Consider the following 20,865-nt stretch of genomic DNA (forward strand, 5'->3'; position numbering starts at 1 on the left):
TCCGTTAAATTTCTATCATTTATTTGATAATTCAGATAAATAAATCAAATTTTTATTAAAATAAAATCTTATAATTTTATCAGGATAGCAGTTTATACAGAGGAGTGAATTTGCATAAATGGACATGGATTGCCAAGTTCACATGGATTCGTTCATCCATAAAAAAAAACAACCCGAGGGTTGCTTTTTCTTTTATTATTCTGCAGTAACTGGTGATTCTTGGTTTACAGCAAGGTCTGACAAGTAGACGCCAGTGCCGTCACCGATTGCGTAATTCAATACGCGGTCGTTGACCGGGCTCAGTACTGCTCGGTATAACGTAGGGAATACCGGCACCTCATCTACCATCAATTGCTGCCATTCGTTGTAGATATCCTGGCGGTAGGCAAGGTCAAATGCTTCTTCTGAACGTCCTGCTTCAAGAAGACGTGTATTTTCTTCATTTTCCCAGCGTGCGAAGTTGTACAGTGCATCAGCGCCGTATAGCCCTGAAGGATCTACGTCAATACCGACTCCCCAAGCTGCCTGATAAACATCGACATTCGGATCGTCTTCTCCGCCGTTACCGACACGGTCGTAGAATGAGTTGAATTCAAGCATTTCAAGGTTGACTTTCAAGCCGACAGCTTCCCAAGATTGCACATAGTATTGCGCCAAAGGTTCCGCTGTGTCGCCGCCAGTCATCGAGATAAAGTTGATTTCCAACGGATTGCCTTCCGGGTCTTCACGGATACCGTCATCATCAGTGTCTACGTATCCAGCATCATCCAAAAGCTGATTCGCTACTTCCGGATCGTACGTTCTGCCTTCATTCGTATCGTCATGGAATTCAGGGTGGGATGGCGGAATCAATGTTGTCGCATTCCAACGCAACCCATTATAGAAACGTTCACCGACTGCAGCGTTATCGACTGCATGCCACATGGCCTGGCGAAGTTCTACATCGCCCATTTTCGCTTCGGGATTATAATCCACACGATTGTTTTCTGCATCCCATGTTCCAAGTTTAAAGCCGATATACGTGTAGGCGCGATCAATCGCTCCTAGATATTCAACGTTTGACATCTCAGCATTATCCGGGAATTGATCTACAGGGAAATCGCTGATCAAGTCAACGCCTCCGGTTTCCAATTCCTGTACAACTGTTGAGCTGCTGATTACTTTAACGGTTACGCCATCAAGGTTTGGTTCACCGCGCCAGTAGTCTTCGTTTTTAGTCAGCGTGACAGACTCTCCAGGTACGATGCTTTCCACTTTGAATGGTCCAAAGCCGATTGGGTTTTCACGCACTTCAGGTGAAGACGAAATATCGGCAACTGCCATGTCTCCGAAGATGTGCTTAGCCAATGGGTAAGACCAGATGCTTCCTGTCAATAAAGAAGGAGTAGACTCGATATACGTAATCGACAAGGTTTTTTCGTCGACGACTTCAATACCTGAAATCGTATCAGCTGCTCCGCTGTTATACTCTTCCATTCCTTCAATGTTTGTGAAATCAGAGTTGTAACGAGGGCCGTCATAATCAGGATCGCCGATTACTTCGTGCGCAAACAACCAGTCTTCCGCAGTTACCGGTTCGCCATCATGCCAATTGACATTATCACCAATTGTGAATGTGAACGTACGGCCATCTTCTGAAACTTCATATGTTGCTGCTCCATCATTTGTGTACACATAGTTTTCGTCCCAAGTTAATAACCCTTCATCAAACCAATTCAAAATTTCTGCATCCGGTGCACCCGAATAGAAGTTCCAGTTTAATGTCCCTTCAAAAACCGTGTCCGATACTAAACCGAATGTTACGGTTCCTCCATCAATGGCTTCGCCTTCATTCGTTTTCACATTGCTGAAATCTTCAATCGAATACATGCCGCCATTTTCAAGTTCCTGTCCGCCGTCAGTATCTGTTTCTCCGCCGCCTTCTTCTGTAGACGTGTCGTCACCAGTACATGCTGCCAAGACCAAAACAAAAGACAACATCGGTAAGGTTAAATATTTGGTCCATTTGTTTTTCGCCATTCTCTGTTTCCTCCTCTTTTCTCTTGAATAAAGCTCTTCCGGACTACTGTTGTGCTTGAATAGAGTTGTTTCTTTCCGGTACCGAGAACCCTACTCCCCCTTTTCCCCTGCTTTTTTGTTACCCTCTGCGCTGTCGGGCATCGGTAGCGCGTTTTAAAGCTTGCCCGACATTATTTATACTAAGCATCAAAACAAAAATCAGGATTGATGCAGGTAACCAGATCCACCATCGCAATTCCAGTGTTTGAGGGTTTCTTGCATAACTGATCAAGGTCCCTAAACTCGGAGTCGATTCGGGGAAGCCGAATCCTAAGAAGGACAGCCCGGATTCGATTCCGATATTGCCTGCCAAATTCAACGTCATCGTCACAATGATGATCGAACTAAGATTTGGCAGTACCTGGAAAAACATGATCTTAAAATCGGACGTCCCCAAAGTCTTGGACGCTTTGACATAATCCAATTCTTTTTCCTGCAGCGCCTTGGAACGGATCAATCGTGCAATACCCATCCATAGAAATGCTGTCATGATCAACGAGAAAGATAGGATGCTGTATCCAGGTACAGCTGTTACGAATGCGATAACGATCATTAAAATCGGCAAAACCATAAAAAAGTCAACAAAGCGCATAAAGATATTATCCACCGTACCACCGTAATATCCCGAAATCAGTCCGACCAAAATACCGATGATTCCCGTCAACAGCGTGACCAAAAAACCGATGGCTAATGAATTGCGTGTTCCAATGATCAGTTGGCCGAAGATATCTCTTCCCCCATAATCAGTGCCCAGCCAATAAGTAGCAGAAGGCGGCTCATATAGGGCAAAAAGATCAACTTTTATGATCTCAGATTGATCCATGATGATCGAAGTGCCGAAAACACCCGCAATGATCAAGAATAGGAACAGAAGAGAGCCGAATGCTACTTTGTCCCGTATCAGCTCTCTTAGTAATATACTAAATCCGGATGGGCTTTTACCGAGATCCATATCCGGAATTTGTGTCCCGCTGTCTTTATCAATTCTCATATTTACACCTCTACATTGTCATTTATTATTTAATCCGGATACGAGGATCAACTAAACTTAAGATGATATCGGATAATAATGCTCCGATGATTGCTGCTAAGCCGAATAACAGGACGAGCGCCGTCATGACGCTGTAATCACGCAGACTGATGGAAGAAAGGAACAATTCACCCATTCCTGGATAGCCAAAAATATTTTCAATGAAAATAGTTCCGCCAATCAATCCTGTTATTTCATAGCCGAAGAACGCTGCAATCGGAAGCAGGGAATTCCGCAAGACGTGGCGATTGTAGACACGCGATTCAGAAGAACCTTTAGCGCGGGCAGTTACGATAAAATCCTTTTGTTTTGTATCAATGATCTCACTTCTCAAATATTGGACTGTAGAAACGGTCGTGATCAATGCCATGGAAAGTGCCGGCAATAATAAATGATTCAGCTTGCTTATGAAATAGGCGAAAGTTCCAGGTTCGGTACCTGGAGCTACACTTCCGCTTGTCGGGAACCAGCCCAGCTGGAATCCGAAAATGAACAGCATAACCAAAGCGAAAATGAATAATGGAGCTGCAAATCCGATATACGTATATCCTGTGATCATACGATCCAACCACGTATCGTTGAAGCGGCCGCTGATGATGCCCAGTGGAATCGCGATCAAGTATGTCAAAATCAATGTTGCTAATGATAACCACAAAGTATTGATCATACGGTCTCCTATCAACTCGGAAACCGGCATCTTGAAGCGGAATGACTGTCCGAAATCACCTTGAATCACTCCTTTGATCCAATCGAAATACTGTACATACCATGGGTTGTTCAACCCAAGGCGTTCGCGCATCGCTTCGATCGTCGCCGGGTCGATATTCGGGTCGATCAAACCAGTCAAGGCATCTCCAGGCATTGCCTGGGCTAATATGAATACCAAAATACTCAAAATAATAATTTGCGGAATCGTTATAAGTGTTCTGCGTACAATTAATTTCCACATACCATTCAACCTCTCTCAGGCAACGCTACTTGATGGGTAGCTGAAATTGATTTTAACGAGAAAGGCAAACCTTCTTCATCAAAAAAGTCTTTTTCCAGCTTGTCATATTCGGCTTTCACTAACTTACGGTTTTCGTAATGCATCTCCCGATTGCGTGGATTGCTGTCCGGAATTGCCGCAATCAGCCGTTTCGTGTAAATATGCTGTGGATTCGTGAAAATTTCTTCGGATGTACCATGTTCAACATAACGGCCTTTATACATAATGCCGATATGATCGCACATGTGACGGATGATGCCCAAATCATGGCTGATGAATAAATACGTTAAGTTCAATTCTTTTTGAATTTCACGCATGAAATTCAAAACTTGAGCCTGCACGGAAACATCCAGTGCAGAAACAGGCTCATCCGCGATAATCAATTTCGGGTTCAGCGCAATTGCCCGGGCAATCCCGATGCGCTGACGCTGGCCTCCGGAAAATTCGTGTGGATATTTATAAATGGCTTCAGGGCTCAGCCCGACCAATTCCATTAGCTCCTGAACACGGATCCGCTCTTCTTTAGCAGACAGATTTTCGTAATTGCGAAGCGGTTCTGCCACAATGTCCGCTACTCGCTTTTTCGGGTTCAGTGAGGAAAATGGATCCTGGAAGATCATCTGTATATCTTTTCGGACATCTATATATTCTTTTTTGTTTATGGTCGACAAATCCTTGCCTTCAAACAGTACTTTTCCTGAAGTTATATCATTTAATCCAATAATCGCACGGCCTGTCGTCGTTTTCCCTGACCCTGATTCTCCTACAAGTCCATAAGTCTGGCCCTGTTCAATCGAAAACGAGACGCCATCTACTGCACGAACATGGTCTTTGACTGTCTGGAAGATACCTCCACGAACGGGAAAGTGGACTTTCAGGTTTTCAACTTCAATTAGCGACATAATTGCGCTCCTCCTCGGCTTGTTCTGGGAAGTAAAAGTCCTTATAGCATGTGCACCGCACATAATGCCCTGGACTGATTTCATGGAGTTCCGGTGAAGCTTCATGCGCAGATTCTTCGATCCAAGGAATTCTTGCAGCGAACCGGCATCCGGTTCTCGGCAAGTTCTGAAGTGATGGCACTACCCCCTGTATAACGTGAAGCTCTTCTTTTACTTCATTTAATGTCGGGATGGAGTTCAGGAGGGAACGTGTATACGGATGCTGGGGATTTTCCATTAAGGTATAAACATCAGCGATTTCTACAATCTGCCCTGCATACATAACGGCCACTCTATCGGCCATTTCCGCCACTACCCCTAAATCATGGGTGATCAGGATGATGCCGGCATGAATGGTTTCTTTCAGTTCTTTGATCAAATCGAGAATCTGCGATTGGATGGTCACATCCAGAGCCGTTGTCGGTTCGTCGGCAATCAGCAGCTCTGGCTGGTTTGAAATCGCCATGGCGATGACAATGCGCTGGCGCATTCCTCCCGATAGTTCATGGGGATACTGGTCATACGTTTTCTCAGGACGTGGAATACCCACTTGGTTCAATAAATTGATAACTTGTTTTTTCCGCAGGCTCTTGGAGCTTTTAGGATTGTGCAGTAAAATCGCTTCATCAATCTGTGCACCCACGACCATCAAAGGATTAAGCGCTGAAAGGGCATCCTGAAAAATCATCCCCATTTCATTGCCGCGCAATTTTTTCATTTGATTGGCATTTGCCTTTGCAAGGTTGATGCCTTTATAATCTATCTCTCCTTCAATTTTTGCTCTTGTATGAAGTCCCATAATCGAAAATGCAAATGCACTTTTTCCGGAACCTGATTCGCCTACAATTGCCAACACTTCATTTTTTCTAACTGTTAATGAAACATCGTCGACCGCAGCGTAATAATCGTCCTTGATTCTAAAAGATGTTTTTAAATTTTTGATATTCAGCAAAACATCATTCACATTTATCCTCCTCTAAATGAAGCTGTTCTATCGTTACTTCTGGTTGCAGCTGATCTCTTCACTGGTAAAGTTTTCAACATTCAGATTTATTACACCAAAAAAAACATTGCAAAGATCGACGCTTGGTTCTTCCCCTAAAGAATTGCTGGCAATCCGATAGGTTAATTGGACAGTAACTTCTAATATTAATTTTATTACAATAAGATTACAAAGACAATATTATTTTTAATTTTGTGAATAATCGTCTTATTTGAAATATTACTTGAGCTGGCCGGCTTCCCATTCTAACCTTAGCGCTTAGCACAACTAGCTGAACAATACTCCAGAAAAAAAGGTTTTCATTGTGCAAAGGTAGTGCTTAGTGTTCACATAAATTGAATCTGCGCCCTAAATAGTTAAATATTATTACATCTGTCTTTTACAATACCATAATGTTTAAAGTAATCGGAAAATTTTTTCAATTTTTTTGAAGTAATGTGCTTATTTTCTGTATTTATATAGGCAGAGCATAAAAAAATGGCAATCCGCAGTAATCTGCGAATTGCCATTTTTGTTCAGGCTAGTTTAAACTTTCTTGAATACGAGTGAAGCGTTATGTCCACCAAATCCCAGTGAATTGCTCATCGCAAAATTGAGATCTGCTTTACGCGCTTCGTTTGGAACATAATCCAAATCACATTCTTCATCAGGCGTTTCGTAATTAGTCGTTGGAGGCATAATTCCTTCCTGCAGCGCCAAAGCTGTGAAAATCGCTTCAACTCCGCCAGCAGCGCCAAGCAAATGGCCTGTCATGGATTTCGTCGAACTCATGCCTAATTTATAGGCATGTTCGCCGAATACCGTTTTAACAGCCATTGTTTCGTATAAATCATTATACGGTGTGCTTGTTCCATGGGCATTGATGTAACCAATTTCCGTCGTTTCAACACCTGCATCCGCCAGGGCTTGCGCCATTGCGCGAGCCGCGCCTTCCCCGCCTTCAGCAGGGGCTGTAATGTGATGGGCGTCGCCAGTAGAACCATAACCGACAACTTCCGCATATATTTTAGCACCTCGTGCTTTTGCATGTTCATATTCTTCAAGGATGACGATTCCTGCTCCTTCACCGATGACGAAGCCATCACGGTTTTTATCGAACGGGCGGGACGCTGTAGCTGCATCCGGATTTGTCGTCAATGCTGTGTTCGCTGTAAATCCAGCCACGGACAATTGCGTGATCGGCGCTTCCGCTCCGCCAGAGATCATAACATCTGCATCTCCGCGCTGAATAACTTTAAAAGCGTCACCAATCGAGTTTGTCCCTGAAGCACAGGCAGTTACCGAACAGGAGTTGATGGCTTTGGCGCCAAAGTAGATTGATACCTGGCCTGATGCCATGTCCGGAATAATCATCGGAATCAAGAATGGGCTGATGCGTCGGACACCTCTTGTATTCAGTACGTTCATCTGATTTTCAATGGTCTCCATGCCGCCGATACCTGATCCAATCCATACCCCTGTCCGCAAAGCCGTCTTATCGTCCAATTCAAGAGCCGCATCTTTCATTGCCATGATGGAAGCAGCCAACGCATAATGCGTGAAACGGTCCATTTTCCGGGCATCTTTCTTTTCAATATAATCTTCTATCGAAAAATCATTCACTTCTGCTGCGATTTTCGCTGAATACAAATCTGCATCCAGCCTGGTTAAAGGACCAACACCGGACTTGCCGCTCTTTACAGCTTCCCATGTCGTTTCAATATTATTTCCCAATGGCGTTACAGCACCCATTCCTGTAATAACTACACGGCGATTTTCCATTCTATCTTCTTCCTTTCGCATACCTGATTATTTGCCCCACTTCATAGCAATTGCGCCCCAAGTCAAGCCACCTCCGAAACCGACCATGACGATGACATCATCATCTTTTACGCGGCCTTCTTCGATGTCTTCGACAAGAGAAATCGGAATTGTTGCTGCTGAAGTGTTGCCATATTTATGAATTGTTTTCGACATCTTTTCAAGCGGCAGACCCAGACGTTCCCTGGAAGCCTCCATAATGCGGATATTCGCTTGATGCGGAATCAGAAAATCGACATCTTCTTTTTGTAAGCCCGCTTTTTCGATTACGTTTATTGCTGATTCGCCCATTTGGCGTACAGCGAACTTGAACACTTCTCTGCCGTTCATCTGTAAATGGTCTTCTTCGTCCTGAAAAAGGTGTTTGCCTCCAGTACCATCGGCTCCGAGTTCAAAAGATAGAATCCCTCTGCCCTCTGAAACTTTTCCGATTACTGCAGCTCCTGCCCCATCTCCAAAAAGGACAGCTGTATTACGGTCTTCCCAGTTGGTGATCTTCGACAATTTCTCAACGCCAACAACGAGCACATATTTATAAACATCGGAATCGATGAATTGTTTTGCGGTAATGACTCCATACATGAATCCTGCACATGCAGCTGATATATCCATGGCGGCAGCATTGACAGCACCGATCTCCTGCTGAATCACACAAGCCATTGATGGGAAAGGCTGGTCCGGTGTCACAGTTGCCACTAAGATCAAACCGATTTCAGCCGGATCAATACCAGCATCTTCAATCGCTTTTTGCGCAGCTTCGCGTGCCATGTCAGAAGTATCCTGATCGTCTTTTGCAATTCGGCGTTCTTCAATGCCCGTCATCGTACGAATCCATTCGTCACTTGTATCCATGCGCTGCTCTAATTGAAAGTTCGTCAATTTATCTTCAGGCAAACATCTGCCCATACCGATTATTCCAGCATTCATTTATATCCCTCATTTCGATTATCATCATATATTAGTACCTGGTGTTAATAATACGTCATCTACACGCTTATTTCAACTAACTGACATATTTCCGACAAAAAATATTCTTTCTCTGGAATCTTTCTTTCTGTCTGTTACGCCTTATGCTATGATTAATCTAGATATTCTATGTAGAGGTGAAACTAGATGCAATATATTGGAACGTTCTTATGGTCATTCTTTTTGATTTCATTGGTCAACTATGTGGTAAGTGCAGTACAAAACGTGCCTTTCGACTTCATGATCGGCGTTTACATTTCAGTCGGAGTTTCAATCCTGATTTTCGTTATGGCAGCAGTTATTCCTAACGAACCTGCTCCTGAAAAGCATTAATAAAAAAAAGAAGCGTAAACCGGAACCTCGGTTTACGCTTCTTTTTTGTTGATGATGATCTGCTTGTTGTCATCCATGGTCAGTTCCAGTTCCGTATTGGCGACAATCCCACCTTTGATCAATTCACGGGCAATATTCGTTTCGATATTGCGCTGGATAAACCGTTTTAATGGACGGGCCCCGAACACTGGGTCGGTTCCTGCTTCTACAATATAGTTGATGACTGAATCATCTACAGTTAACTTGATTTGCTGCTGGCTGATGCGCGCCGCCAGTTCAGCTATCATTTTCTTGGCAATGCCGTAGAAATGTGTATTATTGAGCGCATGGAAAATGACGATATCATCGATGCGGTTCAACAGCTCAGGTTTGAAGTGTCTGCGCAATTCACTCATGACAATGTCTTCGATATCGTGTTCATTGCTGGTATCGCTGATATAGGCAGATCCAATATTTGACGTCATGATTACTACTGTATTCGAGAAGTTGACTAAGCGTCCCTGGCTGTCGGTAATTCGCCCATCATCCAGTATCTGCAGCAGGATATTGGCGACATCCGGATGCGCTTTTTCAATTTCATCAAGTAAGACAACCGAATACGGATTGCGGCGCACCGCTTCTGTCAGCTGGCCGCCTTCTTCGTAGCCGATATATCCGGGAGGCGCACCAACCAAACGGGATACACTATGTTTTTCCATGTACTCAGACATGTCAATCCGGATGAAGTGGTCTTCCGAATCAAACAGGTTGGCTGCCAATGACTTGGCCAATTCTGTTTTACCGACGCCTGTCGGTCCGAGGAAAATGAATGAACCAATCGGCTTCCGCTCATCCTTGATGCCCGCACGTGCTCTCCACACCGCTTCAGTGACCAGTTCGACTGCTTGATCCTGGCCGATTACCCGCTCCTTCAAGGTTTCGCCTAAGCGCAATAGTTTCTCCCGCTCACCTTCCACCAGTTTCGTGACTGGAATACCGGTCCATCTCGCCACAATTCCAGCAATTTCTTCTTCAGTTACTTCTTCACGCAACAAACGTTCTGTGCCGTCTTTTTCAAGATTAGCTTCGAGTGCCACTAATTCTTTTTCCAACTCAGGAATCTTGCCGTGCTGCAGGACAGCTGCGGCATTCAGATCATAGCGGTTTTCCGCATCTTCCAACTGGCGGCGGTATTGATCCAGTTGTTCGCGCTTTTCCTGAATTTTTTTCAAGGATTCTTTTTCTTCCGTCCATTGCTTCTTCATGTCAGCGGAAGAATCCCTCAGCTCTTTGATTTCTTCGCGTAAAGTTTCCAGCCGTGTTTTGCTTGCAGCATCTTTTTCTTTCATCAAAGCCTGTTCTTCGATTTCTAGCTGCATGAGACGTCGTGTCACTTCATCGAGCTCCTGTGGCATCGAATCGATTTCCGTACGGATCATCGCGCAAGCCTCATCAATCAAATCGATGGCTTTATCCGGCAAAAAGCGCTCAGTTATATAGCGGTCCGACATGGCAGCAGCAGCTACAATCGCCCGGTCATGGATACGGACAGCATGGTGCAATTCAAAGCGTTCCTTCAAACCGCGTAAAATGGACACCGTATCTTCTACTGAAGGCTCCCGGACCATCACCTGTTGGAAGCGGCGCTCCAAGGCAGGGTCTTTTTCGATATGCATGCGGTACTCGTCCAATGTGGTCGCTCCGATACAGTACAATTCCCCCCGTGCGAGCATCGGCTTCAGCATATTTCCCGCGTCCATCGCGCCTTCAGTTTTACCTGCTCCAACGATGGTATGGATTTCATCAATGAACAGGATGATCTGGCCTTCACTGTCTTTAACTTGCTTTAAAACGCCTTTCAAGCGTTCTTCAAATTCTCCTCGGTACTTGGCCCCTGCAATCAACGCACTCATATCGAGTTCGTAAATGGTCCTGTTCTTCAACCCTTCCGGCACGTCGTTGCGGACGATGCGCTGCGCCAATCCTTCGACAATCGCCGTTTTTCCGACGCCCGGCTCCCCGATCAATACCGGGTTGTTTTTCGTTTTCCGTGATAGGATCCGGATAACATTCCGAATTTCCTGGTCCCGGCCGATGACCGGATCCATCTTCCCTGATTGTGCTTGTTCCACCATATTGCGGCCAAACTGTTCCAACGGGGATTTTTGCTCTGTGCTATTTGGGAATTGAACCATAAAAACCACACCTTCCAATTAGTTTGACTATCTTTGACTAATTAAATTATAATCATTTTTTCTGGAATTAGCAATTATTATAGACCTGATTTTACTGCTTTTATTAAAAGAAAAAAGCCTTCCCAGAAATATCCTGGAAAGGCTCTTGCTGATTCGATTATCTGACGCCAAGCGCCATTTTTGCGTAACGAGACATATGATCTTTGCCCCACACTGGTGTCCAGACGATTTTAACATCGACTTCTTCCACTTCAGGCAATTCATACAAAGCATTTTTGACCATTTCCACAATTTGAGGTCCCATTGGACATCCCATTGATGTTAAAGTCATTGTCACAACTGCAAATCCGTCTTCTGTCACCATTACATCGTATACAAGGCCCAGATTGACAATATCAACGCCCAATTCAGGGTCGATAACTGTTTCTAAGGCACCCATCATGCTGTCTTTCATATCTTGATCCATTCAGAATCCCTCCCTTTACTATTAGTACCATCTTAACAAACTTTCTGCGAAAATGAAATCTACACGCTTATTGTACCAGATGGTGGGCAAGCCATTCTGTTGCTTCCAGCATGCCGTTGCGGCTCACGGCGTGGCCCGCTTCTCTCTCCCGTTTGAAGACGATGTTCTCTGGCACAGCTTCATATTGTTTCTTCAACTCTTTAAAGAGCCGATGCGTCGGTTCAAACGGTACCGTGACATCCTGCTCGCCGTGCCAGAAATAAATCGGGCGGCCATTGAAATTCTCCATGTGATGGCTGCTGTCAAAAACAGCTAATGTCGAAAGCATCTTTTCACGTTCTTCTGCGCTTATCGGCAATTGAAAGCCTCTCGATTCATATTGAGCCATCTGCGCTTGAGCCAGTTCCACATAATTTCCTGCCCCCATCATAATCGCAGCAGCTTTGATCCAAGGATAAACTGTCAACGCGCCCATGGTTGTGATGCCCCCCATAGACGTGCCGCCTACTCCCGGTTCTCCCACCGCCAGACCTTGCTTATGTATTTCTTTATGCAGAAAGGCCAATTCTTCAATTGAGGTCAGTACGATTTCCCAAAACCGCAAGCTGATTTGAACATCATCCAATCCCTCGCTTCGTTCCCCGTGGAGATGTGCATCCGGCAAAATCACCCGAAGCCCTTTTTCAGCCAATTGGTACGCATAATGCAAATTATGCTCTTTGGCACTCATGTGGCCATGAAAAAAAACAACCGTCGGCAGCGCCGTCTCCACTTCCTGCTCCGGAGTTATATGAAGCAACGGGATATGCCCCCATACTTGCCTTTTGACTTTCATGTAAAATCACTTCCTTTATTAATAATCCTATCAATCTTCACAGTATCCAGCAAACACCAGTACACTTAATAGGTAACAGAAAATTCAATCAAAAGTCGGTTATTTATCTTCATATGACCATTAAAACAGGACTAAAGTATTTTGAATTCCTCAAGATTTTTTGACGAAACCCTTGTATTATCGCTACACTAGTAATATATAGAAAGGAGTCGGCTATTTATGAAGCAACATTTGATTGTTCTTGATTTGGATGGAACATTATTAACAGACCAAAAAGTTATTTCACCTAAAACGAAACTGACTTTAAATAAAGCACTTGAAGCAGGGCACCAGGTAATGATCGCGACTGGCCGGCCATATCGTTCCAGTGAAACTTATTACAGGGAATTGGGCTTGACAACACCTATCGTTAACTTTAACGGAGCATTTGTCCACCATCCCCAAAATCAACATTGGGGGATGCACCATACCCCAATCGGATTGGATGTCGTCCACGAAGTGGTGGAATCGATGCATGATTATGATTTCCATAATATTGTTGCTGAAGTATTAGACGATGTCTATGTTCATCATCATGATGAAAAGCTGATGGATATTTTCCGATTCGGCGATCCTACTATCACCACAGGCGACTTGCGCAATTACTTGAAGACAGATCCAACGTCCATTTTAATCCATGCGCCTTATGAACGGGTCCAGGAAATTCACGACCATCTGTCTTCGGTTCATGCTGAAGTGATCGACCATCGCCGCTGGGGAGCTCCTTGGCATGTCATCGAAATCGTTAAAAGCGGCATGAGCAAAGCTGTCGGGTTGGACCGCGTCTCCAAATCCCTTGGAATTTCACGGGAAAACATCATTGCGTTCGGAGATGAGGACAATGATCTCGAAATGATCGACTTTGCCGGAGTCGGGGTGGCTATGGGCAATGCCATCGATCCTTTAAAAAATATTGCCAATGAAATTACCTTAACTAATAATGACGACGGCATTGCCGAACTGCTGATCGACCGATTGAAACTATAAATCAAAAGGGGAATTCACTATGAGACTATTCGCTGACAGCGCATCAGATCTGCCAAAAGACTTTTTTGAAAAAGAAGACGTCGTTTTGTTTCCGCTCCGTGTCCATATCGGAGACCAGGACTATGAAGATATACGCGGCATTCAATCCATTAAAGTATTTGATACAATCCGTGCAGGCAACCATCCAAAAACATCCCAGGTTTCACCTGAGGAAATGCTGTCTTCTTTTGAGAAGCTGGCAAAGGACGGCGATGAGGGCTATTACATCGCTTTCTCTTCTGAACTTTCCGGCACTTACAGTACAGCTGTGATGGTAGCGGATCAAGTACGCGAAGAATACCCCGACCTGAAATTGACGATACTGGATTCGAAAGCCGCTTCGTTGGGCTACGGATTAATCGTAAAAGAAGCTGCAGCCATGCGAGCCACAGGACAGCCATTGGAAAAAATCATTGAGAAAACCCGTTTTATGGCCGACCACCTGGAAAGCCTCTTTACCGTTGAAGACCTGGATTATATGGCCAAAGGCGGACGCATCTCCAAAGGCAGTGCGTTTGTGGGCGGCTTATTGAACATTAAACCATTGCTTCATGTGGAGGATGGCAAATTGGTGCCGATTGAAAAACTCCGCGGACGCAAGAAAGTCATCAAGCGGATGATCGAATTGATGAAAGAACGCGGCACCCAATTAGATCAGCAAACAGTTGCCATCAGCCATGGCGATGACGAAGAGTTCGCCAATGTCCTGAAACAGGAAATCGAGGAGAACTTCCATCCGCAGAAGATTGAAGTCCATATGATCGGTTCTGTTATCGCAGCACATACTGGACCTGGAACTTTAGCATTATTCTTCTTCAATAAAATCAACTAGGAGCTGATCAGACTGTGAAGAAAATAGTCATCGTAGGCGCAGTGGGCGGCGGCGCAACAGCCGCTGGCCAAATCCGATTCTACGACTCCGAGGCACGCATCACTGTGTTCGACCGCGATTCTACGATGTCGTATGCGGCATGTGGAACACCGTACGTCATCGGCAATGTAATTGAAGACGAACGTTCGATCATCATGACGGACCCTGAGCAATTTAAGAAAAAGCGCGATGTCGACGTTAAATTGCGCCATGAAGTAATGGAAATCGATAGACAAGCTAAAACAGTGCTGGTTCACAATATGGAAACCGATGAACAATTCAGCGAACCCTACGACGCCTTAATCCTTGCTCCAGGGGGTTCTGCCATCGTTCCTGAAGTCGAAGGATTGGATACTTCAACGGTTTTCACTTTGCGCAATTATGAAGATATGCAGCGAATAGACCAATTCATCAAAACTCAACAACCGAAAACCTGCGTGGTTTCAGGTGGCGGTTTTATTGGTCTTGAAATGGCGGAAAATCTGAAAAACCTCGGTTTAGATGTTACGCTGGTGCATAAATCCCCTGCCATCATGTCTATATTAGATCTCGATATTTCCCTGATCATCGAGAAAGAATTGGCACTCCAAGGCGTTAAGTTGCTTACTGGAACTGCGATTGAAAAGTCCGAAGGCAAAAACATCACGTTGACGAACGGCATTGAACTGCAGGCCGATTTCATTATCATGAGCATTGGCTTGAAGCCCAACACCAAGCTTGCCATCAAAGCCGGACTGGACATCGGGGAAACCGGCGGCATCCGAACCAATGAATATATGCAGACAAACGACCCTTCGATTTACGCAATCGGTGATGCTTCAGAGAATTTTGATATGGTGACGGGAGATCCGAAGAGAGTTCCTCTTGCTTCTCCAGCGCATCGCCAGGCATTTATCACAGCACGGCACCTGACCGGGGACAAAATAGCGAAAAAAGGGTTGCTTGGCACTTCAGTATTGAAAATCTTCTCGTTGACCGCTGCCATGACGGGGTTAAACGAGCAGGCGATCAAAGACAAGAACCTGCCATCCGCTTCAGTAACCCATACAGGCAACTCGAATGCCGGCTATTACCCTGAGCATTCCAAAATCACCTTAAAGGTCCATTACAATCCACAGACCCGAAAGATCCTGGGAGCGCAGTGCATCGGTGGCAAAGGCGTCGATAAGCGAATCGATGTTATTGTTACAGCCATTTACGGCGGCTTGACCATCGACGACTTACAGGCACTAGAGCTTTGTTATGCTCCTCCTTACTCTTCACCAAAAGATCCAATCAATATGATTGGCTATAAGGCTATCAATAAATGATGCCAAATTAAAAACAGGAAGAGAAAAGCATATTGCTTTCTCTTCCTGTTTTATTGTCCAAACGATTAGACAGTTTTTTCATTGGCTCTTTGTTTTGCTGCATCTGCTTTTCGTTGTTTGCCTTTGCGCCAAACAATCCAAAGGAACAGCATGAAGACGACATACATGATAGCAAGGGTCGCAATATAAGCTGAGTTGAGCTTTGTTTCTTCAGTCACATGGAACACTTCCGCTATTTCACGGTCCTGCGTCACCCGATAATCCCCATTGTCTTCCTGGCGGATAATATCGCTTTCAAATAGACCACGTAATTCCTTTCCATCCCCAATGGCTTCAGCAGACAAGTTGATGTTCTTTGTCGAAGAAGAGTCATTGATCGCGATGACCCATGTTTCTTCGTCATTTGAACGCTTGTAGACAAGCCAGCCATCTTCATCATGCAGGACTTCCAATTCCCCTGTCCGCAAAGCTTCAGATGAATTGCGCAATGAAGTCAAATCCGTGATATGGTCAACCAATTCTTTGTCTACCGCCATATCCAGAATTTGATGCGATTCAGGCAATTCCGTTCCATTCATCGCTGATTCCGAACCATACTGAATGACTGGAATACCGGGCATCGTCAATAATTGAGTCAATAACAACGTCCAGCGGGTTGGCGGAAATCCGTTAACGTCCACAATATCCGCTGTAAACCGCGAACCGAATATGGAGTCGACCTGAATCAGTTTTCCTTCGCTCTCGCCCATTAAAGCAGAAACGCCTGTTAAGTCCTGGTCAAAATTCTTATAGGCATCACGCAGCGTTTCTTCTACACCCGGAAGAACCACTGCATCCAATCCAGGCGCCTCTTCCATTTCCTGATCGCTTAAGATGTAGCTGTCCCGAACGTCTTTAATGGCTTCAGAAAAACCACTGATAAATGCAGGATCCAATTGATCTGAATTCTGCAGCCGGAAACCATCAACCTGATAGGTGTCACTGAAATCCGTGAATGTGGAAATCAGAGCTTCCTGAACTTCCGGATTTGCAGTATCCAGCGCTAGGCTGTCGTCTTCATTTTTTGTGAACCATTCTGGATTCTGAGCTGCCCACACATGGTTTTCACTCACCTGCTGCGTAGGGATATCCACTATCACTTTCATATCCTGGTCATGGATCTCAGCCACCAATTCGTTGAACTCCTCTTCGGTTCCAAAATGGCGTTCAAACTCCGTATAGTCCAATACTCTTTTTCCATCGTATGTAGCTGTCGAAAACACAGGTCCTATTGAAAGAGCAGTAAAGCCCATTTCTTTTACGAATAGAATTTCGCTTGCCATCCCATCAAAATCGCCTCCGTTAAAAACGGCTGGGTCTAAGGCATTTACTTCATAATCATTGTCGATCTTTTTGTTGAAATAACGATCAACCAGCGTATCATAGATGAGTTCGTCTTTAAGTTCGAGCTCTTCCTGAGCAGATACTGGATTAACCATTGTCACTATCAACACACTTGCTAACATGCTTGAAATCCATTTTGCCTTCAATCTAAAATCCTCCTTCAATGAGGTTGTTATTGCGTTCCACCCGGTTAATTTTATCAAACTCAGGCTACCGCCGCCATGTTAAGTTGGCGAATCGACAACGACTTCCCGGAGTTTCGTCTAAACTGTGAAAACCTAAAGAAAAGCGGAAGCGATCGTTAAGACCCGACAGGCATAAGGCGTGTTGACGAAGCGGCGTATGTTTGCCGCACAGTCGACGTGACTTATGACCCCGAGGGGCTGATCGCTGTAGCTGGACACTTAGAAAAGCGGAAGCGATCGTTAAGACCCGACAGGCATAAGGCGTGTTGACGAAGCGGCGTATGTTTGCCGCACAGTCGACGTGACTTATGACCCCGAGGGGCTGATCGCTGTAGCTGGACACTTAGAAAAGCGGAAGCGCCCGTGGAGCTCTGACGGGCATAAGACAGACCGGCGAAGTGGCATGTTTTCAGCCGCATAGCCGGGCTGGCTTATGACCCGAAGAGCTGGGCGCTGGAGTCTGGACAATAAGAAAAGCCGAAGCAGCCGTTTAGCCCCGACAAGCGCTGGAAGCCTTGCCGGTAATGGCGCTCTTTGCCATTTCTGGTAAGGCTGAAGCGACTCGAGGGGCTGGCTGCTGGAGTCTGGACAATCAAGCAAAGCTGAAGCAGAAGCAGAAGCAGCCATCAGCGTGTACACAAAAAGAAAAGCCGAAGCAGCCGTTTAGCCCCGACACGCGCGGGAAGCCTTGCCGGTAATGGCGCTCTTTGCCTTTTCTGGTAAGGCTGAAGCGACTCGAGGGGCTGGCTGCTGGAGTCTGGACAATCAAGAAAAGCAGAAGCAGAAGCAGAAGCAGAAGCAGCCATCAGCGTGTACACAAAATGAAAAGCCATAAATCAAACTTTCCCAAACCACGAAAAAAGACAGATGCTGGATGCATCTGCCCTGCTTTCATTAAAAGAAATCCAAACCGATCGGCAACATGAATCCGACAAACATCGTGGCAAATAAGAACAATGCAAACAATGCCCAGAACATCGTAACCGGTTTTTGTTTTTTCGAACGGACCAAAACCATTTCCATCATTCCGATCGTCAATATACCCAATAGGAATTTGATGCCGTATACCATCGGATCTGATGAAGACCATTCGATGAATAAAGTAAGGCCAGTGATGATGATCAAAATGTAGAACAATCTCAAGACCATGTGTAGAATCTTGCGGCCTTTGCTGTCACGCTGCATGAATGCTGCAACTAGGAATAAAATGACGGCTACGACCCATGTAGTGATGTGCAAATGTGTAGTTTGTGTAAAAATGTCCAAAATCTCACCTCTTCTAATAAAGTCCTTTCCAGTTTATCACAAACCGGACGAGTAAAAGGGCTCAGATCTTATGACAAATGTGTGACGAGCGTTCCGATCGATTCGATTGAGACTTTGACGGTGTCTCCCGCCTTCAGGAATTTCGGCGGATTGAAGCCTTTACCGACTCCAGCTGGAGTTCCGGTCAGCAGAACATCACCGGGCTCCAATGCCACATACTTCGAGACTTCCGCTACAAGTTCGTCCACACGGCGGATCATGTTTTCTGTATTGCCATTCTGGCGAACTTCATCATTCACTTTTGTGACGATCGACAAATTCTGCGACTGTGGAATTTCGTCTTTGGTGACGAGGTATGGTCCTAAAGGACATGAACCCGGGAAGCTTTTCCCAAGAAAATACTGTTGATGCTTGTCCTGTATATCGCGGGCAGTCAAATCATTAGCGATCGTATAACCGAAAACATAGTCATAAGCCATTTGTTTCGGGATCTTATGGCCTGCTTTTCCAATGATAACAGCAAGTTCCCCTTCGTAATCATAGGAATCGGTTAAATCAGCATGGACAGAAACGGTCTCACCATCTGCAGAAATGCAGGTAGGCGACTTCGTGAATACCACTAGATCTACAGGAGCTTCACTGCCCATTTCTTTTGCATGGTCTGCATAATTCTTTCCGATGCAGATAATATTTTTGGGTGTTCTTGAAATGGGAGCTAACCATTCAATTTCTGAAAAAGAGTGTTTGAATTCTTTAGAGCGGTCAGATTGGACAGCAGCTTCCGTCAATTTACGAATTTGTTCAACAAATTCCATGCCTTGCGGAATTCCTTCCACCAATTTCTCAGGAAACTCGGGTAAGACCTGCAACTGCTGTTGAATGGCAATCAGATCCCATACAGCTTCTTCCTTCTTAACTTTCGGTCCAAATCCTTCTTTTCCTTCGTAGCGAAATGATAACAGCTTCATTCGTCAAACACTCCTTTTCTTTGATTGAATTCATTATACACATTCAGCGTTTTGAATTGTTAGTTTTTTTGAAATTATTTCCGTATGTCCATTTTCTCCAAACCATTTCAAGCGGTCCCCGGGTGAATTTTTCGAACCAAAGTTCTGCGAAAATCAGCTGAACCACGAAAATACCGATGGCGATCAATGTTCCAGTCAACAAGTCAACCTGTCCATATAGACCGAAGCCGTAAGAATAATAGATCGTCGTCGCTAAAATGGATTGTGTAATATATGTCGTCAGAGACATCTGCCCTACTTTGGCGACCGGAGAAAATAACTTCTGCACGATTGTTTTTTGTGCGAGCAGTGCGATGATCGCTGCATAGCTGACAGCAAGAAGCGGGCCTCCAAAAATATCCTGCAAATAGACAAACGCGTAATTTGGCTCAAATAGGATCGGGGCGGATTTCAACAATAAACCGATCAGCAAGGGGCCAATGGCCAGGGCCCACCACAGCTTGCGCTTTTCCTGGGTCCGTTCAATCAGCCGCCATTTTGCCGCCGCCGCTCCGACCATCAGAAATGGCAGAATTGTCGCGATCAAGATGATGTAATTGGCCAAGTTATTGCTATAAGTCCAATCAGCCAATCGCTGGCTGAAGATTTCTGCAAAGCTTCCCGATTGGTAAGCTTGAATCGAGCTTTCAATTTCCATGTACCCCACATAAATATTCGGATCCGCTGCAGCCGCTATAAACATGATGCCGAGCAGCAGGAGATGTGGAATCGTATAGATGATGGCCGCAAAACCCATCAACCAACCTGAAGGCAGCCGAATCATGAAGATCAGAAGGAATCCCATGATGGCATAGGTGATCAGAATATCTCCATACCAGATCAAAAAGGCATGAAGGATACCGAACACCAACAAGATCACCAGGCGTTTGACGGCTAAGGGCATAAAGGGGCGCTTGCTGGCTTCTGCACGCATGTATTGCATCGCCAACCCATAGCCAAATAACATGGCAAATAAGGGGTAGAAGCTTGCCTGTATGAATATATCGATAAACCGGTATATTCCTTCATTCAACGTTCCATTGAACCATTTGTATGGATCGATATACAAAAATGGGGAATGGAAAGTCAGCATATTGATGATCAATATGCCAAAAAGCGAAAAACCTCTCATCAAATCAATCGCTTTTACTCGTTCATTTAGTGAAACGGGTTGTAAGTTCAAA

Annotated in this window: 18 protein-coding genes; 4 read left to right on the top strand and 14 right to left on the bottom strand. The window is 45.0% G+C overall.

Annotation, left to right across the window (positions count from 1 at the left end; translation table 11 throughout):
- Positions 1-195 precede the first annotated feature (195 nt).
- The 7 genes from opp4A to K8U60_RS02625 all read right to left on the bottom strand — a co-directional run bounded on the left by opp4A (position 196) and on the right by K8U60_RS02625 (position 8,747).
- Positions 196-2,019: an oligopeptide ABC transporter substrate-binding protein gene (gene opp4A, locus K8U60_RS02595; RefSeq protein WP_223633934.1), complete on the bottom strand. Its 1,824-nt coding sequence runs from the start codon at positions 2,017-2,019 to the stop codon at positions 196-198.
- Positions 2,020-2,137: 118 nt separating this feature from the next.
- Complete coding sequence (locus tag K8U60_RS02600; protein ID WP_223633936.1) at positions 2,138-3,049, bottom strand: ABC transporter permease; 912 nt, start codon at positions 3,047-3,049, stop codon at positions 2,138-2,140.
- Positions 3,050-3,074: 25 nt separating this feature from the next.
- The gene (gene opp4B / locus K8U60_RS02605; RefSeq protein ID WP_223633938.1) at positions 3,075-4,037 is read right to left on the bottom strand and encodes an oligopeptide ABC transporter permease; all 963 of its coding nucleotides are present in this window, start codon (positions 4,035-4,037) and stop codon (positions 3,075-3,077) included.
- A 5-nt stretch (positions 4,038-4,042) separates the two neighbouring features.
- Positions 4,043-4,978, bottom strand: coding sequence for an ABC transporter ATP-binding protein (locus tag K8U60_RS02610; RefSeq protein ID WP_263298529.1), 936 nt, complete (start codon positions 4,976-4,978; stop codon positions 4,043-4,045).
- Positions 4,965-5,981: an ABC transporter ATP-binding protein gene (locus K8U60_RS02615; protein ID WP_223633940.1), complete on the bottom strand. Its 1,017-nt coding sequence runs from the start codon at positions 5,979-5,981 to the stop codon at positions 4,965-4,967. Before K8U60_RS02615 ends, K8U60_RS02610 begins: the two co-directional genes overlap by 14 nt.
- Before the next feature lie 564 nt (positions 5,982-6,545).
- Complete coding sequence (fabF, locus tag K8U60_RS02620) at positions 6,546-7,781, bottom strand: beta-ketoacyl-ACP synthase II (protein ID WP_223633942.1); 1,236 nt, start codon at positions 7,779-7,781, stop codon at positions 6,546-6,548.
- Positions 7,782-7,808: 27 nt separating this feature from the next.
- Positions 7,809-8,747, bottom strand: coding sequence for a beta-ketoacyl-ACP synthase III (locus tag K8U60_RS02625; protein WP_223633944.1), 939 nt, complete (start codon positions 8,745-8,747; stop codon positions 7,809-7,811).
- Between the two features lie 186 nt (positions 8,748-8,933).
- Here K8U60_RS02625 and K8U60_RS02630 point away from each other — a divergent pair, with 186 nt between their 5' ends.
- A complete protein-coding gene (locus K8U60_RS02630) occupies positions 8,934-9,119 on the top strand; it encodes a YjzD family protein (RefSeq protein WP_223633946.1) in 186 nt (61 codons plus the stop codon).
- Positions 9,120-9,151: 32 nt separating this feature from the next.
- Here the strand turns inward: K8U60_RS02630 and K8U60_RS02635 are convergent, their stop codons facing one another.
- The 3 genes from K8U60_RS02635 to K8U60_RS02645 form a co-directional block, all read right to left on the bottom strand.
- Positions 9,152-11,293: an ATP-dependent Clp protease ATP-binding subunit gene (locus K8U60_RS02635; protein ID WP_223633949.1), complete on the bottom strand. Its 2,142-nt coding sequence runs from the start codon at positions 11,291-11,293 to the stop codon at positions 9,152-9,154.
- A 157-nt stretch (positions 11,294-11,450) separates the two neighbouring features.
- Positions 11,451-11,759, bottom strand: coding sequence for a metal-sulfur cluster assembly factor (locus K8U60_RS02640; RefSeq protein ID WP_223633952.1), 309 nt, complete (start codon positions 11,757-11,759; stop codon positions 11,451-11,453).
- Positions 11,760-11,826: 67 nt separating this feature from the next.
- Entirely contained in the window at positions 11,827-12,594 is a 768-nt protein-coding gene (locus tag K8U60_RS02645; protein ID WP_223633955.1) for a prolyl oligopeptidase family serine peptidase, read from the bottom strand.
- A 219-nt stretch (positions 12,595-12,813) separates the two neighbouring features.
- Between K8U60_RS02645 and K8U60_RS02650 the strand changes: the two genes are divergently transcribed.
- From K8U60_RS02650 to K8U60_RS02660, 3 genes are read left to right on the top strand one after another with little or no spacing between them, the layout of a single operon-like run.
- Complete coding sequence (locus K8U60_RS02650) at positions 12,814-13,620, top strand: Cof-type HAD-IIB family hydrolase (protein ID WP_223633958.1); 807 nt, start codon at positions 12,814-12,816, stop codon at positions 13,618-13,620.
- A gap of 19 nt (positions 13,621-13,639) precedes the next feature.
- On the top strand, positions 13,640-14,491 hold the full coding sequence (locus tag K8U60_RS02655) for a DegV family protein (RefSeq protein WP_223633961.1): 852 nt from the start codon (positions 13,640-13,642) through the stop codon (positions 14,489-14,491).
- 14 nt (positions 14,492-14,505) lie between these two features.
- Positions 14,506-15,840, top strand: a complete 1,335-nt coding sequence (locus K8U60_RS02660; RefSeq protein WP_223633964.1) for a CoA-disulfide reductase — start codon at positions 14,506-14,508, stop codon at positions 15,838-15,840.
- A 65-nt stretch (positions 15,841-15,905) separates the two neighbouring features.
- On the opposite strand, the gene K8U60_RS02665 is transcribed toward K8U60_RS02660, so the two are convergent.
- The 4 genes from K8U60_RS02665 to K8U60_RS02680 form a co-directional block, all read right to left on the bottom strand.
- Entirely contained in the window at positions 15,906-17,369 is a 1,464-nt protein-coding gene (locus K8U60_RS02665) for an alpha-amylase family glycosyl hydrolase (RefSeq protein ID WP_223633967.1), read from the bottom strand.
- A 933-nt stretch (positions 17,370-18,302) separates the two neighbouring features.
- Positions 18,303-18,674 carry a YisL family protein gene (locus K8U60_RS02670; RefSeq protein ID WP_223633969.1) on the bottom strand — a complete coding sequence of 124 codons (372 nt, stop codon included), beginning with the start codon at positions 18,672-18,674 and terminating at the stop codon, positions 18,303-18,305.
- A gap of 68 nt (positions 18,675-18,742) precedes the next feature.
- On the bottom strand, positions 18,743-19,642 hold the full coding sequence (locus tag K8U60_RS02675; protein WP_223633971.1) for a fumarylacetoacetate hydrolase family protein: 900 nt from the start codon (positions 19,640-19,642) through the stop codon (positions 18,743-18,745).
- Positions 19,643-19,685: 43 nt separating this feature from the next.
- Complete coding sequence (locus K8U60_RS02680; RefSeq protein ID WP_223633974.1) at positions 19,686-20,864, bottom strand: DUF418 domain-containing protein; 1,179 nt, start codon at positions 20,862-20,864, stop codon at positions 19,686-19,688.
- Between the last annotated feature and the right edge of the window lies 1 nt (position 20,865).

The organism is Planococcus circulans, assembly GCF_020023385.1.
In the GTDB taxonomy this organism is placed as follows: Bacteria; Bacillota; Bacilli; order Bacillales_A; family Planococcaceae; genus Planococcus.